Annotated in this window: 21 protein-coding genes; 10 read left to right on the forward strand and 11 right to left on the reverse strand. The window is 39.0% G+C overall.

Annotated elements, in window-relative coordinates:
• Window positions 1-43: 43 nt before the first annotated feature.
• The 4 genes from IPJ83_09485 to IPJ83_09500 all read right to left on the reverse strand — a co-directional run bounded on the left by IPJ83_09485 (window position 44) and on the right by IPJ83_09500 (window position 8461).
• Window positions 44-2464, reverse strand: coding sequence for a Smr/MutS family protein (locus tag IPJ83_09485; protein MBK7880768.1), 2421 nt, complete (start codon window positions 2462-2464; stop codon window positions 44-46).
• Window positions 2433-7250, reverse strand: a complete 4818-nt coding sequence (locus IPJ83_09490; protein MBK7880769.1) for a translocation/assembly module TamB domain-containing protein — start codon at window positions 7248-7250, stop codon at window positions 2433-2435. Before IPJ83_09490 ends, IPJ83_09485 begins: the two co-directional genes overlap by 32 nt.
• A gap of 61 nt (window positions 7251-7311) precedes the next feature.
• On the reverse strand, window positions 7312-8100 hold the full coding sequence (folP, locus tag IPJ83_09495; protein ID MBK7880770.1) for a dihydropteroate synthase: 789 nt from the start codon (window positions 8098-8100) through the stop codon (window positions 7312-7314).
• Window positions 8101-8236: 136 nt separating this feature from the next.
• Complete coding sequence (locus IPJ83_09500) at window positions 8237-8461, reverse strand: hypothetical protein (protein ID MBK7880771.1); 225 nt, start codon at window positions 8459-8461, stop codon at window positions 8237-8239.
• 138 nt (window positions 8462-8599) lie between these two features.
• Between IPJ83_09500 and IPJ83_09505 the strand changes: the two genes are divergently transcribed.
• Window positions 8600-9904 carry a peptidoglycan DD-metalloendopeptidase family protein gene (locus IPJ83_09505; protein ID MBK7880772.1) on the forward strand — a complete coding sequence of 435 codons (1305 nt, stop codon included), beginning with the start codon at window positions 8600-8602 and terminating at the stop codon, window positions 9902-9904.
• 105 nt (window positions 9905-10009) lie between these two features.
• Here IPJ83_09505 and IPJ83_09510 read toward each other — a convergent pair whose 3' ends face one another.
• The 7 genes from IPJ83_09510 to IPJ83_09540 all read right to left on the reverse strand — a co-directional run bounded on the left by IPJ83_09510 (window position 10010) and on the right by IPJ83_09540 (window position 15205).
• Entirely contained in the window at window positions 10010-10360 is a 351-nt protein-coding gene (locus IPJ83_09510; protein ID MBK7880773.1) for a hypothetical protein, read from the reverse strand.
• Window positions 10338-11387, reverse strand: a complete 1050-nt coding sequence (locus tag IPJ83_09515) for a hypothetical protein (GenBank protein ID MBK7880774.1) — start codon at window positions 11385-11387, stop codon at window positions 10338-10340. The genes IPJ83_09510 and IPJ83_09515 overlap by 23 nt, the downstream gene beginning before the upstream one ends.
• A gap of 1 nt (window position 11388) precedes the next feature.
• The gene (locus IPJ83_09520; GenBank protein MBK7880775.1) at window positions 11389-12213 is read right to left on the reverse strand and encodes a hypothetical protein; all 825 of its coding nucleotides are present in this window, start codon (window positions 12211-12213) and stop codon (window positions 11389-11391) included.
• A 362-nt stretch (window positions 12214-12575) separates the two neighbouring features.
• A complete protein-coding gene (locus tag IPJ83_09525) occupies window positions 12576-13544 on the reverse strand; it encodes a sensor histidine kinase (protein ID MBK7880776.1) in 969 nt (322 codons plus the stop codon).
• A gap of 85 nt (window positions 13545-13629) precedes the next feature.
• Entirely contained in the window at window positions 13630-14313 is a 684-nt protein-coding gene (locus tag IPJ83_09530) for a response regulator transcription factor (protein ID MBK7880777.1), read from the reverse strand.
• A 60-nt stretch (window positions 14314-14373) separates the two neighbouring features.
• Complete coding sequence (locus IPJ83_09535; protein MBK7880778.1) at window positions 14374-14715, reverse strand: DUF4296 domain-containing protein; 342 nt, start codon at window positions 14713-14715, stop codon at window positions 14374-14376.
• Window position 14716: 1 nt separating this feature from the next.
• Window positions 14717-15205, reverse strand: coding sequence for a histidine phosphatase family protein (locus tag IPJ83_09540; protein ID MBK7880779.1), 489 nt, complete (start codon window positions 15203-15205; stop codon window positions 14717-14719).
• A 68-nt stretch (window positions 15206-15273) separates the two neighbouring features.
• On the opposite strand from IPJ83_09540, the gene IPJ83_09545 reads away from it, so the two are divergent.
• The 9 genes from IPJ83_09545 (at window position 15274) to phoU (ending at window position 23986) form a co-directional block, all read left to right on the forward strand.
• Complete coding sequence (locus IPJ83_09545; GenBank protein MBK7880780.1) at window positions 15274-16959, forward strand: tetratricopeptide repeat protein; 1686 nt, start codon at window positions 15274-15276, stop codon at window positions 16957-16959.
• Window positions 16956-18272 carry a hypothetical protein gene (locus IPJ83_09550; GenBank protein ID MBK7880781.1) on the forward strand — a complete coding sequence of 439 codons (1317 nt, stop codon included), beginning with the start codon at window positions 16956-16958 and terminating at the stop codon, window positions 18270-18272. Before IPJ83_09545 ends, IPJ83_09550 begins: the two co-directional genes overlap by 4 nt.
• 1 nt (window position 18273) lies before the next feature.
• Entirely contained in the window at window positions 18274-18741 is a 468-nt protein-coding gene (locus IPJ83_09555; protein MBK7880782.1) for a 23S rRNA (pseudouridine(1915)-N(3))-methyltransferase RlmH, read from the forward strand.
• Window positions 18734-19339, forward strand: coding sequence for a rhomboid family intramembrane serine protease (locus IPJ83_09560; protein ID MBK7880783.1), 606 nt, complete (start codon window positions 18734-18736; stop codon window positions 19337-19339). The genes IPJ83_09555 and IPJ83_09560 overlap by 8 nt, the downstream gene beginning before the upstream one ends.
• Before the next feature lie 257 nt (window positions 19340-19596).
• Window positions 19597-20445 (forward strand): phosphate ABC transporter substrate-binding protein, encoded by an 849-nt coding sequence (locus IPJ83_09565; GenBank protein MBK7880784.1) that lies wholly within the window; start codon window positions 19597-19599, stop codon window positions 20443-20445.
• Window positions 20446-20459: 14 nt separating this feature from the next.
• The gene (gene pstC, locus IPJ83_09570; protein ID MBK7880785.1) at window positions 20460-21650 is read left to right on the forward strand and encodes a phosphate ABC transporter permease subunit PstC; all 1191 of its coding nucleotides are present in this window, start codon (window positions 20460-20462) and stop codon (window positions 21648-21650) included.
• Between the two features lies 1 nt (window position 21651).
• Window positions 21652-22533, forward strand: coding sequence for a phosphate ABC transporter permease PstA (gene pstA / locus IPJ83_09575; protein MBK7880786.1), 882 nt, complete (start codon window positions 21652-21654; stop codon window positions 22531-22533).
• Window positions 22533-23291 carry a phosphate ABC transporter ATP-binding protein gene (pstB, locus tag IPJ83_09580; protein ID MBK7880787.1) on the forward strand — a complete coding sequence of 253 codons (759 nt, stop codon included), beginning with the start codon at window positions 22533-22535 and terminating at the stop codon, window positions 23289-23291. The genes pstA and pstB overlap by 1 nt, the downstream gene beginning before the upstream one ends.
• An 11-nt stretch (window positions 23292-23302) precedes the next feature.
• The gene (gene phoU / locus IPJ83_09585) at window positions 23303-23986 is read left to right on the forward strand and encodes a phosphate signaling complex protein PhoU (protein ID MBK7880788.1); all 684 of its coding nucleotides are present in this window, start codon (window positions 23303-23305) and stop codon (window positions 23984-23986) included.
• Window positions 23987-24301 lie beyond the last annotated feature (315 nt).

Genomic DNA, 24301 nt, shown 5'->3' on the forward strand with positions numbered 1-24301 from the left:
AAAGTATGCATCACGTAAATGTCCATGTTTGTTTGGTAAAAATTTATTTAAACTCCACCACAGTAATGGAATCGCCTCCTGATTCTTCTGCAGGGTGTCCAATGGATTTGACATAACGTTGTCCCCGAAGAGATTTACTCACGGTCTGCCGCAGAATGCCACTGCCTTTTCCATGTACGATATGTACCTGGTTTACATTTGCAAGTAATGCTTTGTCGATATAGACTTCCAGCATGGACTGAGCTTCCTGAAGATGCATTCCGCGCAGGTCTAGAACCGGATTAAAAGCTGCCGAACTGCGTTCCAAATCTGACTTAACCGATTTGTTTAATTTGACATCTATATTGGATTTAAGTTTGATCAATTCTTTTCTTTTTAATTTAAAGGTCATGTGTTCTGTAACCACGGTAATCAGGTCTTTTTCAATTTTCTCTACTTGTCCTATCATTCCGTTGATGACTAGTTTTACAGCATCACCAGTTTTCAATGGCGCATTAACATCATGGCCGGAAAGTTTTTGGTATTCGGTATTGATGTTCAGTAATTCTTCGTGTTCCTTTTGCAATCTGATTTTTTCTTGATCGGCTTTTGTTTTGGCCAACTCCAGATCTTTTTCTTTTCTTAATTCTTTGACATAGTTTTCGAGTTCTCTGTGCTTGGAACTTTTGGATTGAATTTCTGTCTGTTTTTGCTCCAGTTTTAATTTGAGTTTTTTATACTCAAATTGCTTTTGTAAATCCTGGTAATTGCGGATGAGTTTGTCCAGTTCGGATTTTTTCTTTTTGTATTCTTCTATCTCCCTAAGCAATTTACTGTTTTCTTTATCCAGGTTTGCCAAGAGGCTTTCAAAGCTTACCGTTTGTTTACCTACTTTTTTCTTTGCATAATCGATAAGATGAAGCGGGAGCTGTATTTTTTCTGCAATTTCCAGCGCATAGGAAGAACCGGGTCTGCCCGTTTGTAATTGGTAAGTCGGAGTTAGATTTTTTTCATCAAAGAGCATGGCGCCGTTGATCAGACCTTCGTTTTGATGAGCATAGGCTTTCAGATTTGCGTAATGGGTGTTGAATATTCCATAAACTTTTCTTCTGTTTAAAGCTTGTAAAAGTGCTTCAGCAATAGCACCGCCTATTTGTGGTTCTGTACCACTACCAAATTCATCAAGTAATATAAGAGTGTCACCATCAGCGGCCTCTTCAAAATCCCGCATATAGGACAACCTTGCGGAATATGTACTCAATGCATCGTCCAGACTCTGATGATCTCCAATGTCCGCAAATATTTTTTTAAATATTTTGAATTCGGAATGTTTGTCTACAGGCACTAGAAATCCTGCTTGTAACATGCATTGCAGCAATCCAACTGTTTTGAGGATAATGGATTTGCCACCCGCGTTGGGTCCTGAAATCAACAATATTCGATTTTTTTCATTCAGACTTAGACTGGCCGGAACCAATTTTTTATTTGCTTCTTTAAGTTTTAAAAACAGGAGTGGGTGTCTTGCATTTTTCAGATTCATTTGATCGGAGTTGGACAGTACCGGCTGTACTGCCTCCAGAGAAATGGCCAGTCGGGTTTTTGCCAAAAGAATATCCCAGTTTACCAACAACAAATAACTTTGTTCGATATCCTCCACATAAGGTCTCATGAGGTTACATAAATCTGCAAGAATGCGGAAAATCTCTTTCCTTTCTTCAGACTCCAATTCGAAAATATCATTATTCAATTCTACGAGTTCCTGTGGCTCGAGGAATACGGTTTTACCGGAATCGGATTCGTCGTGAATGATTCCTTTTATTTTGCGTCGGTGTTCGACCAGAACTCTGAGTACCAACCTTCCGTTGCGGATACTTTCTTCTCCTTCTGCAAGAAAGCCAGAGCTGCGATATTGAGTTACCTGTTTTTTGAAAGTGCGGTAGATTTCATTTTGCTTGTTGCGCAACTGATCGCGGATAATTTTAAGGGCAGGGGAGGCATCATCCTTCACTTTGCCATCTCCTGCAAAAATTTTATCAATGCGGTCTGTAATAAATTTTAAATCGGGAATTTTACTCAGGTCTTTAAGGAGCATTTCCAGATGTTGCCAGGCCAAATGTCCCAGCGCCTGGCTGATCAGTCTAAGATTTTGCAGGATGACTTTGATCTTTACGATGTCCTCTATGCCAAGCGTATAGTTCTGGATTCTAAGGCTTTTTAATTCCTTTAAAATATTGTGGTACTCGATGAGATTAAGGGGCTCACGGACACAAAATTCTTTCATTTCATGGACGCGCTGCAAAGATTCCTGAATGAAATTTCTGTGGGTATAAATTTTACTTTCAAGGATGGATCTCCTTGCATCTTCAGACAATGCATGCTCAGCGCATCTGCGTAAGATTTTATCAAAATCCAGGTCTTTCAGGATGGCACCGGGCTTTAGCAGTGCCTTATTGTCAATTGATGCTTTTATCGTCTTTTGGTCCACCTTTTTTCTGTTCTTTTATCCCTTTCTTAAATTCAAACAAAGTGTCAAATTCCTTTCTGAACGTCACCCCTGCTCCGACACGATGTCTTACGCCTTCTATGGAATCTACTCCTTTGTAGTAAATTCTCATTTTGAGTCCAGGCACGGGTGTATTCCATTCAATGACACTCTCCGGATTAAAATAAGTATTTCCGTAAATTGTTGAGTTGGATACATAATTTCCTCCAAGGGTCACCGCCCACTGGTCGTTCCACAGCCTGTGTTTCAGACTGAATACCACCGCGCCTTCGTTAAGCCTGGTCTGCCCCAATTGGTTTTTATCCACATCGTAATTGATGTTAAAGTCCACACCTGAAATAAAATCCACATCTTCAAATGCTTCGGACAGAAGGTTGGTTACAAAAATAGAAAGCTGGCTGGAAAGGAATTCACTCATGGTATTGATGGTAGTGTTCCCAATACCGGATACCAGACCAAGGTTTGAATTGGTTCCTATGAAAGTTCGGAAAGCAATCAATGCAGCCACTTGCTGGTTTAACTGATCCGGATTTTGTTCGAGAAATCTGATTTTATTGTCGCTGATGGTTTTCAGAGAGCCGGTGAGTTCAGGAAAGGATAAAGTGAAATTGATGTCCGGCTTGAGAAGTGAGCCAGTCAAAATCATCGTGAGATCGACCGGAGTACGTGCCTTTGCGGCTTGCTTGAGATCTTCGTTGTTGACGATAAATTCTTGTAGCAAATTGCTGGGACTTGCCGTAAGCCCCTCATAGGAAGCTTCTATTTTAATAGTAGCGCCAAACGGATCTCCTGTCCATACAATGGTCCCTCCTTTTTTTATTTTGAAGGGTTTGTTTACAAAATTAAAGAGTGTGAAAAGATACTCTCCGCGGTCCACTTCATAGCTGCCTTTAATGCTGAAAGAATTGTCTCTGAGAGAGGCTATTTGTAAATTACCTCTTCCTGTGCCCGTAAGGATGTCACCGGTCTGTTCATCAAAAATTATGGATACTTCGGCTTCTTCATTGATCTCCAGATTCATCCGGACATTCATACCTTTTATGGTAGTCTGGGCTGGTTTAATGAGGATTGCTGTCGTGTCCTTTGTTTTGAAACGAACGAACTTGGTATCTGTTGCCTCCTGATCTGATCGGACGGGAATAACCAGTTTTGTGCCCTTTACAGACTTTCCTGAAATATCCATATCCATACTGGAAGTAGGACCTTTGAAAGTGGCCAGGAAATCGAAAAGACCATACCCATAGTAATACAAATTATTGCCTTTCTTGGTGTCGAGTACCAATGCTTTGTCGGAATTCACGGTGATGTCCATAAAATAACGTGCAAAATTCTCGTGCCGAATGTTGCCATTTACATTAAGAGGATTTCCCAACTCATCTCTGATGATGACTTCATCAAAGAGGATTTTGTTTTTATCAAAAACAACTTTTTGTTGGTCAAAAAAGTATCTGGTGTTGAGATACTTGACCAGGGTCGTTCCATTCAGAGCCAGCAAACTTCCTGAGCCATAGATTACCTTATTCAACATTTCCAAAGTAAACTTTCCATCCAATGTGCCCTTTGTATCGCCAATGCTGGTCATGAAATTTTCGAGAAATGAAACAGGAAATGCTGTTGCATCGAAATCCAGATGAAAATCATATTTCGGTAGACTGTAGCCTGATTTCAACGGCAGGTTAAAAGTGCCTTTTCCATCTATACTGGTTTCCTTGTATTGGTTTGAAACCACAACATTCATTGGTTTGTATGGATCGGGAAGATTAAAATCCACCACGAGTCTTCCATAGGAGTTGTTGTTCATTCTAAAATTCCCAACAGATATTTTTCCATTCAGGTCATTGAGATTATTGATATCGTCTATCGTGGCAAAAGCATCAAAAAATCCGCTTATGTTTACAGATTTGTTGATCAAAAAATCATTGATAAAGGATATGTTGAATCCCTGTATCATTACTTTAAGTCCTTTATTGTTGATGTCTTCAAAACTCATTCTTCGACTTGAGTCAGAGAAAATCATATGGCTGAGCAGGATATTTTTTTTGTTCAAAACCAATTCTGCTTCCGAATGGATTTGCCATTTTTGTCCTCTGAACAACAATTGCGCTTGCTCGAAGCTAAATTTTTTCTGTCCAACACTACTGCTTAGATTTATTCCAATGTCATAATAAGGAATGGTCCCTGAACTGTCTTTTCCGCTGAAGAAAAATTTAAGTTTGTTGTCTTTAAAATACGTATTGAATTTAACTTCTTTGATGTCGAATCTTTTCCGCCAGGAGATGTCAGGAAAGTGAATATCAGATTCAAATTGATTTTTGGTACACTTAAGGAAGCCGGCAGAGGAGTTCATCGTAAAATCGCCTGAAACAATAGATTGTATGGCATAATCAAAGTTCAGAAGTTGGAGTGAAGAATTGTACTGAATGTCTCCTTTGAATTCTTCTATCCGGGTATTGATGTCGAAGAAATTAAAAATTCTATTCAAAGATTTGGCCTCTAATTTTGCTTCAAAAAATGAAACAGATTCATCCTTCTGGTGTTTAATTTCAATTTCATTAAAAAGATCCGGGTACTGCTTATAGAAATAAGTAATCAATTGATCGTAGATGCTGTTCAGTCTGTAGTCGCCCACCATCCCGGCATTCAGAAAGTCAGATTGAAGCGTAGTATTCAAAAGTCCTGCTGTTCGTTTTTGTGTAAAATAAATTTCACCTAATCCAAGGACTCTGTTTTTTTCATAATTATAGAGAAAAGTTTTTTCCACACGTACATCACCATCCAGTTTTTGAAGGTCGGTGTTTCTGAAATTAGAAATGAGGTCTGCCGATATAATTAAGCTGCTTTTGGATAAATTAAGTTCTTTGAGATCCGCTTTTGCGATGGTAGCTTTAAAAACAAAATTTGGATTCGTATTGATGTCTGAAATACGTCCTTCAAAATTTAAGTCCAGATTTTTGTCTTTGATTTTTACAGACCCATCTAAATAATCTTTACTCAGCTTTCCATTGAACCCTATGTTGGAGTAATTATAATTTTTAAAACTCAGAGAGGATACGTTGGCTTCAAGATCGGCATTAATTTTATTTGCACTTAATCCTTCGCCATTGCGGATGTAAGCTTTGAGATTTGTTTTGCCTAGATCTTTTACTTTAAGGAGTTCGCCTATTTCGAAATCTATGAGATCTATACTTCCGGCAAATGTGGCCAGGTCCTTTCCTGGTCGAAGGTTCAGCCTCACGTCACTTCTTACCTGCCCTAAACCGGTATTGAGTTTACCTGCAGCAACAAAGTCTTCAAAGTATCCGTCAAATCCGCCAACAAATGAAAACTCCCCAAGTTTATCATACACTGCGCTTGGTTTGATTTGTGGAAGGATGCTTCTCAGGAAGGCCATGGAGGTGGTTAACTTTTTGGATTTAATATTTAAAAGTTCACTTCCTTTTTTAGTAAGATTTCTGGTGCTGATGTCCCCTTCGAATATAAAGTCTTGATGGATGTTTGCCTTGAAATTAAACAACTTTAAGCTGTTGACCTTACCTGCAATGTCTCCGGAGAATCCAAGGTTAAGTTCTTTATTGCGCACGAAGAATGCATTCGTGGCCATAGTCGGACTGAAATATTTAATTTCATCCAGATTAATGGAATTGGATTTGGAGGCAAGTTGAATAAAGACTTTATTGTTGAAATTTTTAAAATCTCTATAACTGCCATAACTTAAGTAAAGACTATCACCAAGGTAGGATCGGTCTGTCTCCAGGGAGAAATTCTCCAGACTCGTCTTGTTGTTTTTTACATCAATTTTATCTGCTTTGAAAGATTGAATTCTTAATTTTTTGTTCAGCCTTGCTTTGAGTTCATGCAAGACTCCATTTGATTCATAGTCGCTGTAGAAAAAATCACTTAACCCGCCTTCGATTTCATCCACACTGAAATGTTTGAAATCCACATGATCTTTATTCTGTTCTTCAAAAACATCATTGCCGGTACGGTCAAATGCAAAAGAACCTTGATTAAGGTCTGCTTTTTTGATGTAAATAATAAAGGGATTGTTACAGCTGTAAACCGAATCCGGATTCAATTCGGTTTCAGGAGGTATTACATTGGGATCATGTGAGATAAAAACAGATGGTCCGGTCAGTTTAACGGTATTCAACAGAATGTAATTTGCCGGAAAATTCATTTGTTCCACTTTGACGATTCCTTCATGTACAGAATAATATTCTCTGACTCCGGTCTCCCGGCGATCCCGGAAGTGTCTGAAGTTTTTCAGTTTAATATCCGATAATTCAAGTTTGAATTTCTTTTTCGTCGAACTCTTAGATTTTGAAAATTGACGGATAAAATGTGTGAAGCTATTGTCCTCTTCTCCGGCATAACCTATAATTTTTAAAAGTCCGTCATCCAATTCAATTTCCTTTAAGGAGATTTCATTTTTCAACAGAGATCCTAAACTTCTGCTCAATTGAAAATTGATCAGCTTGCTGTAGATCAAAGTATCTCCGTGGTGATCGTAAACCAAAAGATCAGTGATTTTTCCTCCTTTGAAAACATTCAGTTCAAAGGACCCGTATTCTATTCGGTTTTCAACTTTATTCTTTAAAAAACCAATGATGCTGTTTTTAGACCAATCTGTAAATGCCGAACTGGCCAACAACACAAACCCTATAAAGAAAAGCAGCAAAAACAATCCTGCCGTACTCAACAATACCAGGAGAAACTTCCAGAATCTCCTGAAAGCCTTTCTTGCCCAATGTTGTTTTTTTTTCTGCATCTGTAGGATAACTGATTATTGCTGGTTTGGATTTTGAGGCATGGTAGGAATTAACATTAATTTATTGAGTAAGATTTTTATAGGCTTTAAAAATGGCAACAGTCTCTTTGGCTTCTGCCACATCGTGTACACGAAGTATGTCTGCGCCATTCATCAATGCAATCGTATGCGCAGCAATGGAGCCATTCAAGGCCTTACCTGGTTCTGTTTGTAGCGTTTTAAAAATCATGGATTTTCTAGAAAGCCCGACGAGTATGGGCGCATCAAGGATTCTAAACAATTCTAATTGTCTGAGCAATTCAAAATTGAGCTGGACATTTTTACTGAACCCAAATCCAGGGTCAATGATCAGTTGATGTATGCCTTCCTGGTTGAGGAAATGGATACGCTCCGCAAAAAATCTAATGAGATCCGCTGCAAGGTCATTGTATACCAGATTTTGTGTGCTGTTCATGTCTTCGGGTGTTCCTCTCATGTGCATGATGATGTACGGTACCCCGGAACTTTTTACCAATGGAACCATGGCATCATCCAGTCGGCCCGCAGAAATATCATTGATCATGGAAGCGCCCAGTTCCAATCCTTTGGCTGCTACAGAAGCCCTGTAGGTATCTACAGAAATCAGCACCTCCGGAGAGATTTGGCGGGCGATTTTTACAGCTTTGGCAATACGCTCGGTTTCTATTTCGACCGGTATAGGTTTGCTGCCCGGTTTGGAAGAGGCAGCACCAATATCCAGAATGTCCGCACCCTCATCCAGCATCTTGCGTATGCGTTGTTCTAAAAGCGATTCCTCGGTAATGACAGAAGTGCTGTAAAAGGAATCAGGACTTAGGTTTAGGATGCCCATTACTGCTGGATATTGCAGTTTTACCAATTGTCCGGATAGGTTAAAAATAGAATGTGAAGTCAATGGATTATCCTTTATGCCACAAAATGCAACCTCCTCATGGGCGGTGTGATTGCTTCTCTTAAACCGTGCAAAGTTACTCAAAATCAGCCATTTTAAGCCACATAATGGGTTTCGGGCAGGCCTTTATTACAGGAGCAAGAGAACAGGATGTTTTGGCTTTTTTTGGATACCGAAACCATGGATTTAACCCGGAAAAGGTAGTTTGAGGAGATCCCTTTCCCCTTGGATGGCCTTCCCCTACAGGCCAAAGACTTGACCAGAATAGGATTTGATTAGTGACTAAATATATGATATACATAATTATATAGTTGCAATAATTTTATAATATGAAAAATATAATTTGTAAAAATTAGTTAACAGCCATCTATTGTTTGAGCTTTTAGATAATTTACTTTAGTTTTGCAAACTTTTCAACTATTAAACCAAGCATATCGGAATGAATTTACAAAAATCCATCCAGAGACTATTGCAGATCACCAGCTTCTTAGGTTTATTAATCATCAATGCTTTTGTACTTCATTTTATGTTGGATTTTGAGTTGTTCAAAACTCATAATGGATGCGATGTACAGTCCAAAGAATGTTTAGCCAGCGACCAGGAATATTTTGGATTTTCCCTTGACCACTTTCAGGTTACCCGTGCAAAAGTGAAATCCGGACAGTTGTTACCTAAAATTTTCTCCGACTTTGGTTTAAGCCAGACTAAAATAAGCAGCTTGATAGGGTCAATGGATGGGGTCCTTAACCTTCGTAACATTAGACAAGGCAATTCTTATGCCATGATTTGCAGCAATGAGTGCCAAGCTCCCGATTATTTTGTTTACGAGATTGACGCGATGAAATATCTTGTCTGTGACCTATCCGGTCAATCGTGTCCTAGAATTGAATTCAAGAATAATGAACTTAAAAGAGAGGAAGTAGGAGGTTACATCAAAAATTCTCTTTGGAATGCATTGCAAGAGCAGGGTGTTTCCATTAACATCATCGATCAAATGGAAGATGCACTGGCCACATCTGTGGATTTTCACCATCTTCAGGAGGGCAATTCCTTTAAATTGGTTTTTGATCGGCATTGGATAGAGGGCCAACCAAGTAATATGGGAGACCTTGTGGCTGCCTACTTCAATACCAACGATAAAGAGCACTATGCTTTTAAATTCGAAGTCAATAATAGATCCGGATATTACGACTACAACGGCAGGCCGCTGAGAGCTGCATTTTTGAAAGCACCGGTAAGATTCTCCAGGATCACTTCCGGTTTTACCATGAGACGTTTTCATCCGGTTCTGAAATATGCCAGACCGCACTTTGGGACCGATTATGCTGCACCTACCGGAACGCCGATTATGGCCGTTGGGAATGGCGTAGTTTCTGCAGCAGCTTATTCCGGTGGTAACGGAAAATATGTAAAAATCAAACACGACAAGACTTATGAGTCACAATATCTGCACATGTCCAGATTTGCTGCGGGTATCCGTGCAGGATCTCATGTAAGTCAGGGTCAGATAATTGGATATGTCGGTTCAACAGGTTTGGCCACAGGGCCTCACGTATGCTTCAGATTTTGGCGAAATGGAACACAGGTGGATCACCGCAAGTTAAACTTTCCTTCCGGAGAGCCAATGCCTTCTAATCTCCTTCCTGATTTTGGTGCCCAGCGTGATGAACTCATGAAAAGGTTCAATCAGATCAAAGTTACCACTGCATACAACAGGGACGATAGCAGGGTTAGAAAATCTTAAAGCGCTCTCAGCTGGTTTTCTTTATATATTGTTTGCACATTTGGTAAGTTGGCTGGATTTTCCATGCAAATTCACGGTGCTGGTTTTTAGAAATTTTGATGAAACTTATTTTATTAGATAGTCAGTAAGGCGTTCATTCGTTTTCAAAATTTTCAAATCCTCATTGGATAAGCTGATCCCAATATTGACAAAATCTCCAAATTTCCTGTGGAGCTCCTCATCATCAAGTTGTACGAATTGAATCTTTTGCAATAAATCTCTTGAATCTATACAATTGGAATCAGTATAAATTTTGAATTTTTTATCAAGTTCATTTTCCTCAATGTCAAGCAAGGCATTTTGAACGCATCCTTTGCAATGTTGACAAAATATTACGATGTGAGGTTCTGCTTCTTTACAACCGCTTGATAAAAGGTAGTAAAGGAGAATAATTTTAGTCTTCAAATAAATATTCATACGCCAGATTATTTGGAGGGTCAAGAAAAGTAAGGTTATTATGGAGACTGTAAATTAATCTGCTGTTTACAGGATGGTTGATCCTCGTATTGGATAAAAGTTTTAAATCATTGTTAAAAATCAATAAACGATATTCCGAATTATTTTTGTGTGGAAGTAGTCTTAATAATACAAGATATTTCTCCAGCTTAATTAATCGAATGTTAAACGGTACCTGTTCGGAATAATTTTTTAAATACATCATGTCTGTTAGCCTGGATGTGTCATAATCTACTATGTCTTTTCCAAAAATTTCACTTATGCCAATTGGCTCATTGGAACAATGATTTAATTTATATATTTTATTATCAAGAACATTCAGGTAATAAAGGAATGAATCTTCCACAGTTCTTATGAAGCTTAAGTAATGAACATACTTTTTTGAAAAATAATCCGGATATTTAACTATTTTATTAAATTTTCCAGCATCTTCATATTTTAAAAAAATGAAGGAATCGATGTAATTGAAATTGTTTGAATTTCCAACCTGGTAGATGAATGAATGATCAAAAGTGGCTGATATGGATCTGTCATGCATACAAGGAATGAAGTAGCAGTTTTCAAATGGACAAGAGTTTATTTTTTTACTCATTTGAGTTTTAAGGTCCAAAATATGCATTAGTGTGCCACATCGTAAATATACAATTTGATCTATTACCGTAATGGTCATGTCTTCTTCCATACAGTCAACTTTTAAAGGTACAGTATCTATTCGATTTTCAGTCAAGCTGTATTTTATAAGCTTTTTATTTTTATCTGTGAAATAGACAAATACGCTGTCATGAATTGACAGTACGGAAATATCTTTAGAGTAATCAATGGACTTGGTTAAATTTTTTAATTGTGAAAAATTTTCAGTCCTGGTTTTTAATCTAAAATAAGATTTAGATTTTTTTAAACAACCCAAAGTTGCAAATAGTACTGTAAGTGTAGATAACAACAGGGCAATTTGATAAATTGCCCTGTTGTTAAAAAATAATTTTCTCATATTATAATTGTGAGCTTAAGTAGAGTTGGGAGCTAACAACATGGTCGCTGTTAAATATCCTTAATTCAAAGTCCAGACCATTTTTACAGATTGCGTACCTATTATCACGAACAGCGTTTTGAATGTCAATATTTGGAAAGCTTTGAATAAAAGTCTCCAAAACTTCATTTTCAAAATTTGAAGTTGATTCAGATCTAATAACACAATTTGAACCTGGTTGTGTACAAGTGAATTTTCCGGTGGCGGGATCCACCATTGCTTTTCTTGTTTCACTTATTGTTGTCGGTACATTCGTTTCGCCATTGATTTTATAATTAAACAATGGAATGTTTGTTGCGGACTGAATAAGTGTTAAATCTGAACCATTGAATTCTATTTTTAATAGATCATCCAGTAAATCATTTTTTACTTGAGCAGAATAGAGTAACGGAAACTCAGTTTCCATTTCACAATTTGCATAAAGGAATTGTTCAATTGCATCAGATTCATACCATGAATTTCTTGGAACTAAGAGCAGTTTTCCCTTGTCTTCCTCTTTTTTCTGGCCAACATCACATGATTGCCCCGGTTGTAAACAACTGTAGCTAATTGTTTTATTCCCTGTCTCCAAGTCCAGAATTTCATATTTGACCACCCTCCTTGTATAGTCTCTTTTTTGAAGATGGTTCATTTTTTTTAGATAATAATCCAGCAACGGAATTTCATCCATTGATTTTGATTTATTAGTATTTGAATCCAAATCCTGTTCAATTAATTGGTCAAATTTGTCGGTTGTGCAACTTTTAAATAAGAAAATAGCGACGATGGAGAAAATAATCATTTTCATAAAGAATGTTTTAAGTGTAAGAAATACCACCTACTTTGTGAATAAGGATGTCTTCGATGGATTTGTTAATTCACCCACTGCGTTGTATAAGGCCTGATAGTGTAAACAGTAAGCGAATCTAAAAACAATCCAATAGGTGAAAAATAATTTGCATTATATTAACAGATTGTTAACAAAATGTTTATGCAGTTATTATTAGCAAGCATTCATTAAATACCCAGTATAAATATCATCATTGTGTCGTATTTCCAATGGCTATTGTAAGTTTAATTCGATAATTAATTTTATTTTTAGGCTTTATATTAAAAATGTTTTGGTAGTCGGTCACCCTCTTACCAAAATCAAAACTAAGAGCCGATAAACTAATTCACCTTATTTAAAGTAAAACTAAAAGTGCTGCCTTTTCCGGGCGTGCTGCGCACATTGATGGTTTGTCCGTGGTATTCCAGGATGTGTTTGACTATGGAGAGTCCAAGGCCACTTCCGCCCATTTCTCTGGATCTGCTTTTGTCAACCCTGTAAAACCGGTCAAATATAAATTTATGGTGGTCTTCCGGTATTCCAATTCCATCATCGGAAACTTCGATCAAGATCTTGGTGTCCATATCGTAGAAACTGACTTTGGTCTTGCCGTTGGTGTCACCGTATTTTATTGAATTTTGAATCAGATTGTTTAAGACCAGACGGATCTGTTCCCTTTCTCCTTGTACCTGATATTTTTGATCCGCACCAGACTTAAAAGACATGCTGATATTCTTTTGCTTGGCGGTCTCTTCAAGATCTCCAAAAACCTCTTCTACCAATTCCTGAATATCGAATGATTGAAGATCCCATACACTTTGATTGGATTCAAGTCTGGAGATGGCTTCCAGGTCTTCGACAATGGTTTGCAATCTTTCTGCATTGGAAAGTGCTTTTTCCAGAAATTTGGAATTCACTTCCGGGTCATTGATGGCGCCGTTGATCAAAGTTTGGATATAGCCCTGAATATTGAAAATGGGGGTTTTTAATTCATGGGAAACATTACCGATGTATTCCCTTCTATAATCCTCCAGCTTCGATAATGCAATCATGTCATTATTCTTCTTGTCAAGCCAGGCATTGACATCTGCCTCCACCATGTCGAAGAGATTATTGGCAGTAATCAGACTGGTTAACTTTTGGGTGTCTTCTTTTTTTTGATCGTTGATGAGGCGGTAAATTACCTTTAATCTGCGGTAGACAGATGCATGCAGAAGGATATTGAAAGTGATGACCGAGACTACAAAGCAAGCTAAGGAGATAAAAAAAATTGGGCTAAGAGTCATTTTGAAAAGACCAATCCCAACCATAATGGTCGTAACGCAAAATATGGTAACGCCCAAAATAGCTGCTGCAATCAGGCTTACCTTATTGAGATTTAGATTTTTGAAAACTTTAGAATTCCAGTTTATAGCCAATGCCTTTGATCGTTTTTATGTACCGTCCATCCAGTCTTTCTCTGATTTTTCTGATGTGGACATCGATGGTTCTTTCGCCGACAAGTACATCATTTCCCCACACTTTATGCAGGATTTCATCGCGTTTGAAAACTTTGCCCGGCTTTTCCGCCAACAAATATAGCAATTGGAATTCTTTTCTGGGAAAATCAAGGGGTGTGTCACCCACAATAACTCTATAGGACTCCGGATCTATAGTGAGGTCTCCGAATTTGAGTATAGCCTCTGTTGCAAATTTATTTTTCTGATTGCGCCGTAGGATGGCTTTTATCCTGCTCGAAAGAACATTGGGTTTGATCGGCTTGGTAATAAAATCATCCGCACCGGAATCCAGAACATTCATTTGTGTTTGGTCATCGGTCTTTGCGGTAAGGAAGGCAATCTTGTATTCATTGTTGGGATACTTAGACTTTAAATGTCTTAGGAAACTAAGCCCATCCATTTCCGGCATCATATAATCTACAAGGATCAGCTCCGGTTCAAAGGATTGTAAAATTTCCAGTGCAAGTTTACCATTTAAAGCCACTTTCACTTCATATCCTAAGGAGCTTAGATGGTAGTTGATGAACTCCAGCGTATCAGCTTCATCATCAACAATCAGGATTTTGGTCGAATTCTTCATCGATGCTGCAAAGATAGGTAGCTGAAGAGTTTCGGTGCCATAGGTCAGATTATCAAATCATTAATTCTTTATTAGAGAAGAATCCGGTTTGGATTGGGATTCAATTTTGTCAATGACCATTTTTTCAATTTTTTCAAGCATCTCGGGGCGGAGGTTGTAATAATCTCCGGCGAGAACGAACAACGAATCATTGGTTTGATGTTTAGTCAGAATTTCTTGTTTTAGGGCTTGTGTAAGACTATCCTTGACATACCCGGAAAGGGATTCAAAATTTGCCTCCATATAATACAGGTCGGTAAGTATGGCAGCCATTTCTTCCGGAGATATGGGCGCTTTTGCAACTTTGTCCGAATTACAGGATATAAATAAACACAACATCAATGGTATTAGAAATTTAGACATGTCAGACTTCCTTTGGAAAATAATGGTTCAAATATAGAATATTGTTCCATTTGACCTCTTGCCATTTGGAAACACTGGATTGAAATTGAAGAATGGCACAGGTTGGGACCGCTCCTGACCAGGAATTGGTAATTTGGGTGCAAAAGTTTTCTATGATGGGGTTGTGGCCAAACAGTGCAACACTTTTGTGTCTTTCATCCTGCTCTTGGAGGCATGCCAGATAGTCGTTTTCATCACCATAATAAAGAGAGGATTCCAATTCAAGGGGTGTCTCAGGTCCCAACTGCTCCCTGAACATGGAAGCCGTGGAAAAAGCACGCACTGCTGGACTGGATATTAAAATAATCGGACTTTCTACCAGTCCTGTAAAAATCCTGCCCATTGCCGGAGCATCCTTTATACCTCGGGCATTCAGCGGTCTTTGGAGGTCTGAAAGTCCCGGATGATCCCAGGAAGATTTGGCGTGACGTACGAGAAAAATGTGTTTCATCGGCTTTAGATCGAAAAATGTTCCTAAATTTAGGGTTTTATTCCAAATAAACCAGCTTTTAAGCAAAAATGAAAATTGTACTCGACAGTATAGACTTTATCCTGCCAGAGGACAAAATGGATTTGGTGAGGAAGGCCCTATTTTCCGGTCAGATTAAGAAAGCTAATCAAATCAGTAAGGATACCTGGCATTATTTGCTGCGGGCAGACGATGCCCTACTCGAATGTCAGATCAGATACGGCCAAAATCAGGTAAGTGCAATACAATGTGCCTGCGGAAAATCCACCGCCAAAAATCCTTGTATGCATGCTTGGATCTTGGCATATTGGCATCATCAGCAGATTGTGCGTCAGAAAAAAGAGGAGACAAAAAAAAATGCACCACGAAAGAAATTCGAGTTTCAGGATGGAATTTACCAGGAAAAAGAGTTGACAGATTTTATACAGTTGAGTCTGAGATTAAATCCTGGTCTGAATGCCTGGGCCAATCTACTTCTGTTGCAGCCTTATTCTCCGGAATTGTCTTATGAGAATTATATGGAAGCACTGGCAGGATTTGACCCGCCTTTGGCCAAAGCTTCTTCTTCAAAATTTCTAAAAGATTTCCGCCATCAATTGCTTCTGCTGGATCAAATTTATGATCATAGTTTGAGCTTGTATTTAAAAGGTAATCTGGAACAGGCAGTTCATTTATTATTGGCTACATTAATTAAATCTTCTCAATGGTTTGAAACATTTGTAGACATTCATCAGGAGAAATGGCTGCATCAATTGGTCAAAATGCATCAGGCGCTCCATCAGATTTTAAAAAGCATCAAAGCGCCTGCACTGCGCACTACGATATTTGATTTGATAATGGATAAAATTTCTGCGAATCCTTATTATCTGGTGCACAAGGAAGAAAATTTATATCATATACTTTATACATTTAAAGAAGAAAAAAATAAGTCCTCCCGCACAGAAAACCTGGTCTCTGCCAAAATTAAGGAAAACAAAACTTTTTTTTATAAGCCAATTGAAGGCTTGGTTTTTCTACTCAATACCCACAGCCCCAAAAACTTTGTTGAACTGATCAAGCAACATTCGTTATGGAAAGAAATCTCTTCTACCTACTGGTTGATGCTCATCGCTCATTTTAAGGAACAGCATGATTTTACCAGAAGTAAATTGGTGCTGGAATACATGGTTGAAAAAAGTCCTTACCGCGAATTGTCTATAGCCGCAGCCGCACAAATCCTGGATTTTATGATTCGAGAAGGCATGTCTGAAGAATTGGCAAGAACTTCCAGGGATTATTCCATACGCTTTAGAGATGCAAGGTTTGCGAGAGTGTGGTACGAAAGTTCAGGACCCGATGAAGCGGAAATGAGAAAATACATTCAGGAATTCAAATCGGTTCATGATAATGATTTGAAATTCGTTCTAGATTTTCTTGCAGATAGTGATGTGCAGAGTTTGTTATTGGCAGAATTAACAGAAGGCAAAGACATTGATCTCTTGATTCATTACGATAAAGTTTTATCCGCGGAAAACCGATTAATATTAATTGATACCTATGTTTCACTCACGCAGGATTATTTAAACGAATATGGTGGAGGGCAGGCCTATGATTACGTACAAAAGATAAGAACACATCTTGGAAATTATCGATCTAAAGACTTGCTGAAATTATTCACAGATAAAGTAGAAAAACTCTTTCCGGAAAGAATTTCCCTCGTCACCCATCAAAAAAAATCAGTTAATACCATCTTATGAAAATTTATAATTCACTCGCGATCTTTTTTATTTTACTTTTTTCCTGCGGCAAACATAAGCTGGTCAGTCAGGGCCCCCCTGAATGGTTTAAGACACTCACCATCTATGAAGTGATGCCTAAACATTACAGCCCCAGCCGAAATTTAAACGGGGTGACCCGAGATCTCAACAGGTTGCGCGCGCAATTTGTCACAGCATTGTCCATTTTGCCAGTCATGAAAGTACAGGATTCCGGTAATAATTATAATCCCGGTGATCCATATGCGACCGTAGATTATCTTTCTATCGATACATCTCTGGGTACGGAAAAGGATTTTAAATTATTGATCGATTCGGCTCATTTGAAAAAGATGAAAGTCTTTCTCGAGATGAATCTCACTTATTCTGGTCCAGCACATGAATGGCGGAAAGATCATCCGGAATTTTATTTATCTTCTGAGGAAAAGTCCGGATTGGATTACAACAAAGATTTTGTGCGATTTGATCTGAATAATAATTCGCTCAGGAAGAAATTGTCAAAAGCAGTTAAACATTGGTGTAAAAAATATGATGTAGATGGAATTATCCTGGTGCATTCTGCCGATATTCCAAAAGAATTTGCCCTTAAACTCAGGGACATTGTAAGCGGTGAAGGGAAAGTCCTGATAGGTGGATCGCAAGCAGCAGAATGGGTTAATGAAGGCATATACGATGCATACCTGAATCAAAATTTATATCAGGTTTTCGACAAGATTTCAAAAAGCGAATGCCGAACAAGTGATTTCAAACCCATTCTTGAGGAGAACGCTAAATCTAAATACAAAAGCGTTTCCATCTTATTCAATCAAAATGCCATCACCAACATGAAATTCGGCGGAGAGACCCAACGGTGTTATGGGTGTTATAAACTGTGTTCCGTGATTACCTACATGCTTGGAGGGATACCCCTGATGTTGAATGGGCAGGAAGAACCTATGTTTGAACCGATTAATATCCGGACAGAAAAGACTATTGAGCACGTATATAATTATAACCGTGATTTTTACAGAGGACTTGCCCTGCACCGATTTGATCATCCGGCATTACATTCCCTTACAGACAACTTGCCGGAAATCATATCTGATTCTGAAGAGGTGCTTTCTATTGAACGCAAACATGGGAATACCTCAATAGTTCTAATGGCCAATCTCACCGACACCACGCAGACATATTCTATCCGCAAAGATTATAATTACTATACCGAATTTTTTACCCGGGCTTTGGTAAGCTTTCCTAAAAACACCACCTTAACATTGGGGCCATATCAATATCTCGTGTTGACGAATATCAAATAAAGTGGAAATACAATTGTGGTGGACCGGGAAGAATCATTTTGATTACATCAAAGAAGGGATTGCAGATTATGTGCAGCGCCTAAATCATTTTTTTAAGTTCAAAGTAGTGGAATTCCCAAGCCCAAAAGGCGTAAAGGACATTCACAGGATACAGACGCTGGAGGAGATACAACTGATTAAAAATCTGCGTGCAGCGGATTTTGTTGTCTTGCTGGATGAGAAGGGAAAACAGTATGAATCTGTCGCCTTTGCGCATTTTGTGGAGCAGCTGATGCATGGCGGACATTCTAGAATTATTTTTATCATTGGTGGCGCCTATGGATTTAGTGATGATTTTAAAAAGAGGGCAAACCAATTACTTTCATTTTCCAAATTTACATTTTCTCACCAACTGATCCGGTTGCTATTTGCAGAACAACTTTACAGGGCTTTTACCATCATTAACCATTTGCCATATCATCATGAGTGAAACCATACCATATGTAACCATTATCCTATTGTGTACGATCGGTGTCATTTCAATATCGGGATTTAATAATTATTCGGTAATTGAATACATGCGACACTATCCTTATCAGGAGCATCGCGACAAATCTTATTACCGTTGGTTGAGTTGTGGATTTGTGCATGGCAGTTATATCCACTTGATTCTAAACGCATTTGTATTGTGGCAATTTGGATTTGTGATCGAGAAAATGTACATCGCAAAATTTGGTTCGGTCCCGGGCATGTCTCTTTATCTAAGTGCTTATCTGCTGATCCTTGTTTTGTCTTGTGTGCCGACTTACATCAAGTATAAGAACAACTCATCCTACGCCAGTATTGGCGCATCTGGAGCGATTTCCGGTATTCTGTTTATTTATATTTATCATTTTCCAAACGCCATCCTTAGTTTGTATGGGATCATTCCTTTACCCGCATTTGCCATGGGTATCTTGTATTTGGTTTATTCCTGGTGGGCTGCAAAACAATCCAGAGACGGGATCGATCACGATGCACACTATTATGGCGCTGTAATGGGATTGGTTATTGCTGTTTTGATAGATAGATTACCGGATATGGGGTAAAGACAACTCAAAAAATTTTCGGATCTTCAGAATTAATAATTTGGTAATATTGACCTCCCCAATGTAGGCCATTATGGGCGTAACTTTGCGGTGAAAAGTGTTAGAAATGTCAAAAACTTATGTTCAGGACCCAGTATTCCGGATAGGAATTGCTGTTCTGTTACTATACTTTGCCATATCTTCATCTGAATTGAATTAATCTTCAAGTTATCCATGCAAAGTACCCCATTTAAAAAAAAAAAAACAAATACCTAATCATGAAAAAAATCACTGTTTCATTGTTTGCACTTTCTTTATTATTTGCCTGTAGTGGTGGCCAAAAGGGCAGCCAGGAAAGCAATTCCTCCAATATTTCACTTAAGGGAAGCGACACCGTATTGCCTTTGGGACAAGCTACTGCTGAGCAGTTTATGAAATCCAATCCCGGTGTTTCTATTTCTGTGGTTGGCGGCGGAAGTGGTACAGGGGTGACCGCCCTTATCGATGGCAATACAGATATAGCCATGTGTTCCAGGGATCTGAAGGGTGAAGAAAAATTAAAACTAAAAGAAAAAGGAATTGATCCTGTGATCAAATCCATCGCCGTAGATGCACTTGCAGTCATCGTGCATAAGGAAAATAAATTAGAGCAGCTGACCAGAGAACAAATTGAAAAAATCTTTACCGGTGAAATCAAAAACTGGAAAGAGGTAGGAGGAGACGATGCAGAAATTGTGGTATATTCCAGGGAAAACAGTTCCGGGACCTATGAATTTTTTAAAGAACACGTGATGGATAAAAAAAATTATGCCAGCACAGTATTGAACATGCCCGCTACCGGCGCTATTGTTCAATCTGTGAGCCAGACAAAAGGAGCTATAAGTTATGTAGGATTGGCTTATCTCAATGCCGACATCAAAGCTTTAAAAGTTTCGTATGATCAGGGTGCAACATTTGTAGGACCAAGTATGGAATCCGCTAAAGATAAAAGCTATCCAATTTCAAGACCACTCTTTTACATCTACGACATGAAATCTGAGGCTAAAGTAAAATCTTATCTGGATTTCTGTCTTTCTGCCGAAGGAATGAAAATCGTAGAATCAGTAGGTTATATTCCGGTTCAATAAAAGATTAACTTTAGGTGAAGAGATTCTTCGAAAAATTTATTGAGGCACTGATCAAGACAAGTGGATACACTACATCCATAATTGTCCTTTTGATTGTTGTTTTTTTATTTAAAGAAGGAATCTCTTTTCTTGGGGAATCGCCTGTTGAACATTCCTATACCCTGATTGGACATCGCGACAATCCGGTCAACGAATTGAAAGATCTGCAGATCAAAAATATTTTTGATGGTAAGATCAGCAATTGGAAGGAGATTGGCGGCAGCGATCAGAGTTTAAGTCATTTTGAATTATCGGATCTGACATCCATTTATGGAGAAGCAGCTTTAGGTAAGGATCTTGAATTTACCAAAACTTTCGCAAAGAAACTGATCGATAGTTTACCCGGCGCATTATTGTTTTTACCGGAGTCCTTGGTGAAAGATGCAGAAGGATTTAAAACCATTACGGTTGAAAAAATTACCCTTGTACATTTTTTGAGTGGGAGAGAATGGTTTCCGACCTCAAAACCATCTGCTGTTTTTGGTGCCTTACCTTTGTTGCTTGGCACTTTGGTGGTTAGTTTTTTTGCGATTCTGCTTGCTTTACCTTTTGGTCTTGCGGGATCCATCTATCTGGCCGAAATCGCTGATATGCGGGTAAGAAATGTGCTCAAGCCAATCATTGAATTATTATCTGGAATTCCCTCTGTGGTTTATGGATTTTTTGGCCTTGTAATCATTGTGCCATGGCTGCAGAATTTGCTTCAATTACCGGTAGGAGAAACTGCACTTGCCGGTTCAGTGGTGCTCGCCATAATGGCTTTACCCACGATCATCACCGTCTCAGAAGATGCCATTCGAACCACACCCCGTGCCATGAAAGAAGCAAGTCTTGCACTTGGTGCCTCACATTGGCAGACCATCCGAAAAGTTATATTGCCTTATGCTTCTTCAGGTATAACGGCAGCGATCATTTTAGGTATTGGTCGGGCAATTGGAGAGACAATGGCTGTTTTGATGGTGACAGGTAATGCAGCGATGATGCCTACCAGCCTGACCCAACCCGTGCGCACCATTCCCGCAACGATTGCGGCAGAACTGGGCGAAGCCTCATTTGGCGGACAGCATTTCAAAGCATTGTTTGCGCTTGGTTGTATTCTTTTCCTCATCACTTTGGCAACAAACTTCATGGTGGAGCGGGTTTCTTCAAAACGTAAACTCAAATGATATGATCAAGTTTCCGGAACATGTGGATGTACGAAAACGAATCTATCAGGCCATTTTTTTCTGGCTTGCCAGACTGATTTCTCTTGCCATCATAGGGATTTTGATCATGATCCTGTATTTCATTTTCAAACGGGGAGCGGGTGTCCTCAGTTGGGAATTTTTGAGCACCAGCCCAAAGGAAGGCATGATGAAAGGCGGGATTTTACCTGCCATCGTGGGCACCGGATATCTCGTATTGTTCAGCATTTTGTTTGCATTCCCAATTGGCGTACTCGCAGGAATTTACGTGAATGAATATGCCCTTCATGGCAGAGTAAAAAATTTTATCAAGACGATGACCAACAACCTTGCAGGCGTACCCTCTATAGTTTTTGGTCTGTTTGGAATGGCCTTATTTGTCAATCAGTTGGGCATGGGCGCATCCATTCTTGCAGGATCACTGACCCTGGCATTGCTGGCACTTCCATTGATTATCCGCACGACAGAAGAGAGTCTGAAGTCTGTAGACGATTCTTTTCGCCAGGCAAGTTATGCCCTTGGTGCTTCCAAATTATACACCATCCGGAAAGTAGTTCTCCCGATGGCATTTCCTAATATCATTACCGGATTGATTCTGAGCATAGGAAGAGTGTCCGGAGAAACTGCGCCCATCCTGTTTACCGTAGCCGCTTATTTTCTACCAAAATTACCGGGATCACTGATGGATCAATGCATGGCCTTACCTTATCATCTGTATGTAATCTCCACGTCCGGTACGAATATAGATCAAAGCCGTCCGGTCGCGTATGGCACGGCAATGGTGTTGGTCCTGATCATATTGGTAGTAAACTTGTTGGCTAGTTTTGCGCGAAATTATTTTGCTAAAAAAGTTAAAACGAATTGATGCATTATAAAATAGAGACCAAAAATGTGCACTTGCATTATGGCGATTTTCACGCACTGAAGGGAATCAGCACGCGCATTCCGGAGAAATCGGTGACTGCGCTTATTGGTCCCAGTGGTTGTGGTAAATCTACGTTTCTAAGACTCTTCAATCGGATGAACGATCTGATTGATGGTATAAAAATTACCGGTGAAGTGCTCATCGACCACCAGAACATATATAAAATCAAAAGTGTGGAAGTGGATCGATTGCGTAGAAACGTAGGCATGGTTTTTCAAAAACCAAATCCTTTTCCAAAAAGTATTTTTGAAAATGTAGCCTATGGTCTTCGGGTGAATGGCATTACAGACCATAAACAGATTCAGGACCAGGTGGAGAAAACCCTCATTCAGGCAGCTCTTTGGGAAGAAGTGAAAGACAAATTGAAAAAATCAGCATTCGAACTTTCAGGCGGTCAACAACAAAGGCTATGCATAGCAAGAGCCCTGGCGATAGAACCATCTATTTTGTTGATGGATGAACCCGCTTCCGCATTGGACCCTATTTCTACCGGAAAAATTGAAGAGCTCATCTTTGAACTCAAGAAGGAGTATACCATTGTAATCGTTACGCACAACATGCAACAGGCAAGTAGGGTCAGTGACTATACAGGCTTCTTTTTATTGGGAGATCTGGTAGAGTTTGACGAGACGAAAATTATCTTTACCAATCCAAAAGATTCCAAAACCGAAAGTTACATCACCGGCCGTTTCGGCTAAAATATTCAGTCATGATTCATCTCGACGCAGAAATAAACGAACTCAAAGAAAAGCTTGGTGCCATGTGGGAACTTGTCTCTACTCAACTAGACAAGACCCTTACGGCCATGAATAATTTTGACAAGGATCTCGCTCTGGAGATTCAGGAAAACGAAAAACGTGTCAACGCTTATGAGTTGAACATTGACAAAGAGTGTGAGGACTTTATTGCATTGCGACAACCTGTGGCGACGGATCTTCGTTTTGCTTTATCCACCTTAAAGATCAACACTAATCTGGAGCGCATTGCAGATATTGCCAGTGGTATTGCAGAATTCATCTCAGACATTGACCAGTCTGTAAATCCTGAAATTATTCATCATCTGCAAGCCGAGAAAATGTTGGCCATCTCCATAGAAATGGTCAAGGATCTAAGAGAGGCTTATCAATACGAAAACACTCAACTCGCACGGACTATTTTTCAACGTGACAAATTACTCGATCAGATCAACGACCAGGCCAGTCATCGTGCATTGGAATGTCTTGATAAATTTGTAGACCAAAGAAGGCAGACCCTTCACGTACTCTCCATTGTCCGTAAAATCGAACGCATCGGTGATCAATCCAAAAACATTGCGGAAGAAATCATCTTCTATCTGGATGCCAAAGTAGTAAAACACACAAAAAAATTAAAAGAGCTGGATAAGGAGGAGTAGGAGGATGCATTATGCTTTTTATTGATCAATTTATATTGGTGAGTAAATTTCTGAATAATTTATTTAATTTCCCCGGCGTTTCTATGACTCATCAATTATAGTACATCACCATAAAACTTGCATTTCTGAATTGTATGCAAATACTTAGTTTTTTTCTTTAATCCATCCATTCAGCACTCAACTTTTATCATTTCATTTTACCGATAGTCGTTCCAAACCTACAGATAATCGCTTCAGAGCTACCGTTCCTCGGTTTACTCAGCATTTTTCGAACAGGCAAACTATTTTTGTAAGGATTTAAGTGCACGGTAAATC

The sequence above is a fragment of the Candidatus Vicinibacter proximus genome, from assembly GCA_016713905.1.
Lineage (GTDB): Bacteria > Bacteroidota > Bacteroidia > Chitinophagales > Saprospiraceae > Vicinibacter > Vicinibacter proximus.